The sequence below is a fragment of the uncultured Boseongicola sp. genome, assembly GCF_937988555.1.
Lineage (GTDB): Bacteria > Pseudomonadota > Alphaproteobacteria > Rhodobacterales > Rhodobacteraceae > Boseongicola.
In genome coordinates this window covers 1-3,879 of the sequence record NZ_CALJXO010000148.1, presented here as the reverse complement: position 1 = coordinate 3,879, position 3,879 = coordinate 1, and the positions used below count along the sequence as shown (strand labels likewise).

General features: G+C 57.8%; 5 protein-coding genes. 2 read left to right on the top strand and 3 right to left on the bottom strand.

Features of this window, described 5'->3' with window-relative positions; translation table 11 throughout:
• The coding region (locus Q1B15_RS08070; RefSeq protein WP_299752738.1) for a D-2-hydroxyacid dehydrogenase family protein at positions 1 to 963 on the top strand (963 nt) is incomplete at its 5' end.
• On the opposite strand, the gene Q1B15_RS08065 is transcribed toward Q1B15_RS08070, so the two are convergent.
• Positions 960 to 1,406 carry a hypothetical protein gene (locus Q1B15_RS08065; RefSeq protein WP_299752735.1) on the bottom strand — a complete coding sequence of 149 codons (447 nt, stop codon included), beginning with the start codon at positions 1,404 to 1,406 and terminating at the stop codon, positions 960 to 962. The genes Q1B15_RS08070 and Q1B15_RS08065 overlap by 4 nt on opposite strands.
• A gap of 62 nt (positions 1,407 to 1,468) precedes the next feature.
• Between Q1B15_RS08065 and Q1B15_RS08060 the strand changes: the two genes are divergently transcribed.
• The gene (locus tag Q1B15_RS08060; RefSeq protein WP_299752732.1) at positions 1,469 to 2,230 is read left to right on the top strand and encodes a sulfite exporter TauE/SafE family protein; all 762 of its coding nucleotides are present in this window, start codon (positions 1,469 to 1,471) and stop codon (positions 2,228 to 2,230) included.
• Between the two features lie 21 nt (positions 2,231 to 2,251).
• On the opposite strand, the gene Q1B15_RS08055 is transcribed toward Q1B15_RS08060, so the two are convergent.
• A complete protein-coding gene (locus Q1B15_RS08055; RefSeq protein WP_299752729.1) occupies positions 2,252 to 3,304 on the bottom strand; it encodes a 3-carboxy-cis,cis-muconate cycloisomerase in 1,053 nt (350 codons plus the stop codon).
• A gap of 50 nt (positions 3,305 to 3,354) precedes the next feature.
• A partial coding sequence (locus Q1B15_RS08050; protein ID WP_299752726.1) for an SDR family oxidoreductase occupies positions 3,355 to 3,879 on the bottom strand: 525 nt, incomplete at its 5' end.

Genomic DNA, 3,879 nt, shown 5'->3' with positions numbered 1-3,879 from the left:
ATTCTCGACGATTGGTTCGACACGCTTCGCACCTTGCCTAGCTTTGACAAGCTCGCTGGGCATGACGTCACGGTTTGGAACGATCATATGGAGGATGTGGATGTTCTCGCGAAGCGGCTTGCCGAGGCTGAAGCGCTGGTTCTCTTCCGTGAGCGAACGCCTGTTCAGGCGGCGCTTCTGGACGGATTGCCCAACCTCAAACTTATCAGTCAACGCAGCGTCTATCCGCATGTCGACGTCGAAGCCTGTAGCGCCAACGGTGTCCTATTGTCCTCCAACATGCACGCTGGTGCGCCGTCTACCGCCGCCGCCGAAATGACCTTCGCGTTGATTTTGGCTTCCGCGCGTCAGCTTCCTCAGCAAATGGCGTCGATGCAGAGCGGGCGCTGGCAATTAGCACCTGGACAAACGCTCTCTGGACGCAGGATCGGACTTTATGGATATGGACGCATCGCCAAACAGGTTGCGATCTATGCGCGTGCTTTTGGGATGGAGGTTGTGTGGTGGGCTTCCACTGAAGGGCGCGCGCGTGCAGCGCAAGCTGGCGAAACCGTTGCGGAAAGCCGAGAGGCATTCTTTGACGAAAGCGATTTTGTGAGCCTTCACGTGCGCCTTAAGCCGACAACGCGCAGCATAATCACCAAGGCGGATTTGGAGGCAATGAAGCCAACGGCCAGCTTCATCAACACCTCGCGGTCAGGCTTGGTTGCACCGGGTGCCTTGCTGGCCGCATTAAAGACCGGACGTCCCGGACGGATGGCGCTGGATGTGTTCGACACCGAGCCCCTGACTGATACAACCGATCCGCTTTTGCGCCATCCCAACGTGATAGTGACGCCTCATATTGGCTATGTCACCGAAGACGAGCTAAACGTCCAATTCTCTGATATCTATGATCAAATAAATGCTTACGCGACAGGTGCTCCAATCCACATGATCAATCCCGACGTCTGGAGAGGTTAGGCGTGAGGGGGTGTGGTTTTAGCGTCAAGGTGCGGTCCGTTCTGCGGAAAAACAAGCGCCCGCTCCGCGTCAGAAACGAAGTAGTCGCCGTACGAGACCGCTACGCCATCAAGGCGCAGATCGGCTTCGACCTCGTCTTCACCTTTCCGGACACATCGCGCGGGCGTTTGGCCCAGTGCCATAGTGCCGATGTTTGTTGCGCCAAGCTGTTCCACATCCCGCACGGCGCCCCAAATGACGAGACCCGCCCAACCGTTCGCCATTGCCTCGGCGGCAATAATATCGCCGCAAAGCGCGCGACGCAGCGACCCGCTGCCATCAACGACGATCACACGGCCCTCGCCGGACGTCTTGGCCCGTTCCTTGACGCGGCTGTTGACCTCGAAGGTCTTGACGGTTTCGGCGACGCCGTGTTCGTCAAAAAAATCGCAGGTCGGTTTCATCTGGTTTGGTCCTTCATGACTGTCCTGATCCGCCAAGGAATGCACGCAAGGATCGGGCTGGCATGGTCGAAAGTGGCTCCATGCTAGAGCTTTTGCCTGCGGGCCTGTCAGAGCCTGCATTTTTGGCCATTCTTGGTGCGAGTTTTGCCAGTTCTTTCATCACAGCGGCCTTCGGGATCGGGGGTGGGGCTTTGCTGTTGGCGATCATGGCAAGCCTTTTGCCCCCCGCAGCCCTTATTGCGGTGCATGGAGTAGTGCAGGTTGGTTCCAACGCCGGTCGGATGGCTCTTTTGTGGCGGTCGATCTATTGGCCCGCTCTGCCTTGGTTTGCCGCGGGGTCGGTGATCGGAGTGGCCATTGGTGGTGCGGTGGTTGTGGAATTGCCGCCCCAATATGTGCAGATCGGTATTGGCATTTTTGTCATCTATACGGTGCTGACGCGCGCGCCAAAGTGGTTCAGCCGCTGGCCGGTTCTGACCGGCTTCATTTCCAGTTTCCTCACGATGTTTTTCGGAGCCACTGGATTGTTCGTGGCGTCCTATACCAAGTCCCACAGCCTTCCACGCCACACGCATGTCGCTACGCATGCGACGCTGATGACGGTGCAGCATGGACTGAAAGTGCTTGCGTTCGGCGTGCTGGGCTTTGCTTTCGGGCCCTGGCTTGCGGTGACCACGGCCTTGATCCTGGTAGGGCTTCTGGGAACGTTTGCGGGTAAGCTTGTCTTGAACCGGATAAGTGACGCACGGTTTGGCGTGGCATTGAACGCGCTCTTGGTCCTGATTTCGCTGCGTTTGATCTGGAACGGCATCAGCGCCTTTTAAAGTTGCGGGCCTGAGACGCCCTCAAGATCCCATGCGAGTGATGCGCGAACAGATCTCTGTGGCGGCAGATAAACTGCGCGCGGTGGCTTGCGCCATCTGCGGCAGAATCATCCATTCCAGCGACCACGCGGCTCCCGATCGTTCCTGCTCGTGAAGCATGGCGTGATGCATTCCCGCGACTTGAGTGGCATTAAAGCGCGCGAGCGTGGCCAATAACTCGGGCAAGACCGGGTTTTGTTTATGCGGCATGGCGGAAGATCCACCTCCGCCAGAAATAACAATCTCGTCAATGCCTTGCTGTGTCATTAAGCAAATGTCTTGGCCCATTTTTCCGATGCTGCCGGTGATCAGCGCGAGTAAATTAGCGTAGTCCGCGACTGCGTCGCGCGTTGAGTGCCAGGCGCTCTTAGTGCTCAAAAGGTTAAGGCGATTTGCGACGTTTTCGACGATGGCATCGGCGTTGTCTGCAAAAGCCGCGCGGTTTCCAACGGCGCCGCCAAGTTGCAGGACCTCAACACGCGGGCGTATGGCCTCCAACCGTTCGATGTGTCTTTGAAGGGGGGCGGACCAAGTGACTATGCGGTCTGCGACGTCGATCGGTATGGCTACCTGCATCCGCGTTCGGCCCTTCATTTGGTTAGCGCCGAAGGTGGCCGTCAGATCGTTCAGCGCCGCGAGTGTTGTTTCAAGGCTGTTTTTGAGATGATCGTTTGTCTCACGCAGGGTCAGGGCGAGGGCTGTGTCGATGACGTCCTGTGAGGTGGCCCCGGTATGGACCGCCTTTGCGTGGGGTCCGACCGCTGATCTTAACTGCTGGACAAGCGCTGGAACCACAACACCATCGCGCGCGGTCCCCGATCGCAGTGCGGCGAAGTTGGGCGAAAAGTCCGCGATCGTTTCGGCCACATCCTTGGCCACATCGGCGGGTAGGGTACCAACGTCCCCAAAGGCGCGGGTCAATGCCGCCTCAAACGCCAGCATATGCGCGACTTGTCGGTCCGGTGACCAGATGGCAGCGGCTTTGGCGTCTTGAAAGAGACCGCCGAGCCACGGGTGGCTGAAGACATCGTTCATGGGGTGCCTTGTATCATTTGGGTTAAGATTAATTTGACGGCCGGATTTTGTCACCCGACGTGTGCTTTCTTCAAGGCTGACAGGTCGAGTTCCGCCGTCAGGCCTCCATCACATTCAATATTGCATCCTGTAATCCAAGAAGCTTCGGGGGAGGCCAGAAATACGAGGGTGCGCGCAATTTCCTCGGCGCGCCCGGCGCGCCCGGTGATTACAAGCCCGCGTTCTGCACGTTCGCCAAGCGCCGTCATGAAGTCGCCCAGGATCGGTGTGTCCACGGCGGCTGGGCTTGCGGCGTTGATGCGAAGGCCGCGCGCGCGCAAGGGGGCGACCATCTCCTTCGTCCAAAGAATAACGGCTTCTTTTGAAAGATCGTATGCCCGTACAGGGTCGATGACCTCGCGTTGCACGAAATCATCCAGTTCGATATCGCCAGAAATCGAGTTAAGCCTCTGGACTTGGGCATAATTCTCACGCCAGTGCGCACCAGCCCGCGAGGCCATATTGACGATTGCCCCCCCGTCGTTGATGAGACTCAAAAGATGCTTGGTAAGTCTTGTCAGAGCAATATAGTTCAC

Excerpts from the sequence above, each read along its gene's own strand:
- Q1B15_RS08065 (WP_299752735.1), bottom strand. The coding sequence starts at position 1,406 with ATGAAACCGACCTGCGATTTTTTTGACGAACACGGCGTCGCCGAAACC.
- Q1B15_RS08060 (WP_299752732.1), top strand. The coding sequence starts at position 1,469 with ATGGTCGAAAGTGGCTCCATGCTAGAGCTTTTGCCTGCGGGCCTGTCA.
- Q1B15_RS08055 (WP_299752729.1), bottom strand. The coding sequence starts at position 3,304 with ATGAACGATGTCTTCAGCCACCCGTGGCTCGGCGGTCTCTTTCAAGAC.